The sequence below is a fragment of the Paenibacillus sp. B2(2019) genome (genome assembly GCF_008370385.1).
In the GTDB taxonomy this organism is placed as follows: Bacteria; Bacillota; Bacilli; order Paenibacillales; family Paenibacillaceae; genus Paenibacillus_AQ.
Genome location: NZ_VTZR01000022.1, coordinates 1 through 1175, shown reverse-complemented (window position 1 = coordinate 1175; position 1175 = coordinate 1). Strand labels below are relative to the sequence as shown.

Annotated in this window: 12 tRNA genes and 1 rRNA gene; all 13 read right to left on the bottom strand. The window is 52.0% G+C overall.

The features are described from left to right. Positions 1-74: transfer RNA gene (locus tag PAENI_RS20920), tRNA-Pro, on the bottom strand. Between the two features lie 14 nt (positions 75-88). Next, a tRNA-Gly gene (locus PAENI_RS20915) sits at positions 89-162 on the bottom strand. Between the two features lie 11 nt (positions 163-173). Next, positions 174-247, bottom strand: a tRNA-Pro gene (locus tag PAENI_RS20910). Between the two features lie 30 nt (positions 248-277). Continuing rightward, positions 278-354: transfer RNA gene (locus PAENI_RS20905), tRNA-Arg, on the bottom strand. Positions 355-361: 7 nt separating this feature from the next. Next, positions 362-436, bottom strand: a tRNA-Gly gene (locus tag PAENI_RS20900). 6 nt (positions 437-442) lie between these two features. Then, positions 443-526 (bottom strand) — tRNA-Leu (locus PAENI_RS20895). A 15-nt stretch (positions 527-541) separates the two neighbouring features. Then, a tRNA-Lys gene (locus PAENI_RS20890) sits at positions 542-614 on the bottom strand. Between the two features lie 5 nt (positions 615-619). Next, positions 620-694: transfer RNA gene (locus tag PAENI_RS20885), tRNA-Gln, on the bottom strand. Positions 695-737: 43 nt separating this feature from the next. Continuing rightward, positions 738-813, bottom strand: a tRNA-Val gene (locus PAENI_RS20880). Between the two features lie 40 nt (positions 814-853). Further along, positions 854-928, bottom strand: a tRNA-Glu gene (locus PAENI_RS20875). Positions 929-939: 11 nt separating this feature from the next. Next, positions 940-1015: transfer RNA gene (locus tag PAENI_RS20870), tRNA-Thr, on the bottom strand. Between the two features lies 1 nt (position 1016). After that, positions 1017-1092, bottom strand: a tRNA-Asn gene (locus PAENI_RS20865). A gap of 6 nt (positions 1093-1098) precedes the next feature. After that, a 5S ribosomal RNA gene (gene rrf, locus PAENI_RS33200) occupies positions 1099-1175 on the bottom strand; the annotation flags it as partial.

Here is a 1175-nt window from a genome sequence, read left to right as displayed (position 1 = left end):
GAGGGATGACACGATTTGAACATGCGACCCCCTGGTCCCAAACCAGGTGCTCTACCAAGCTGAGCTACATCCCGTTACTATAAAATTATGGAGCGGGTGATGGGAATCGAACCCACGCTATCAGCTTGGAAGGCTGAAGTTCTACCATTGAACTACACCCGCAAAGGTGAAAATCGGGATGACACGATTTGAACATGCGACCCCCTGGTCCCAAACCAGGTGCTCTACCAAGCTGAGCTACATCCCGTTAAAATATTATAATTGCTTAATAAAAAAATGGCGCGCCCTGAGAGATTCGAACTCCCGGCCTTTTGATTCGTAGTCAAACGCTCTATCCAGCTGAGCTAAGGGCGCAAAATTATGGAGCGGACGACGGGAATCGAACCCGCGACCCTCGCCTTGGCAAGGCGATGCTCTACCGCTGAGCCACGTCCGCAATAAGTGGTGCGCGTGAAGGGACTTGAACCCCCACGTCGTGAAACGCCAGATCCTAAGTCTGGTGCGTCTGCCATTCCGCCACACGCGCATGTAATAATAAAAGTGAGCCATGAAGGACTCGAACCTTCGACACCCTGATTAAAAGTCAGGTGCTCTACCAACTGAGCTAATGGCTCGCACTTGGCTGGGGATATAGGATTCGAACCTATGAGTGACGGAGTCAAAGTCCGTTGCCTTACCACTTGGCTAATCCCCATTGATGGTACCTCTATGTTGCCCATAATCTCTCAAGAAGATTATGGTGGAGGCTGAGGGGATCGAACCCCCGACCCTCTGCTTGTAAGGCAGATGCTCTCCCAGCTGAGCTAAGCCTCCATATCTATGGGACCCTCTAAGGGTAAGTACAAGTAAAAGTTGGTGACCCGTATGGGATTCGAACCCATGTTACCTCCGTGAAAGGGAGGTGTCTTAACCCCTTGACCAACGGGCCTTGCAAATCTGTGGAGCTCTCAACCGGATTCGAACCGGTGACCTCTTCCTTACCATGGAAGCACTCTACCTGCTGAGCTATGAGAGCATGGCTCCCCGAACAGGACTCGAACCTGTGACAACTCGATTAACAGTCGAGTGCTCTACCAACTGAGCTATCAGGGAATATCCGCTTGGCAACGTCCTACTCTCCCAGGACCCTTCGGTCCAAGTACCATCGGCGCTGGAGGGCTTAACGGTCGTGTTCG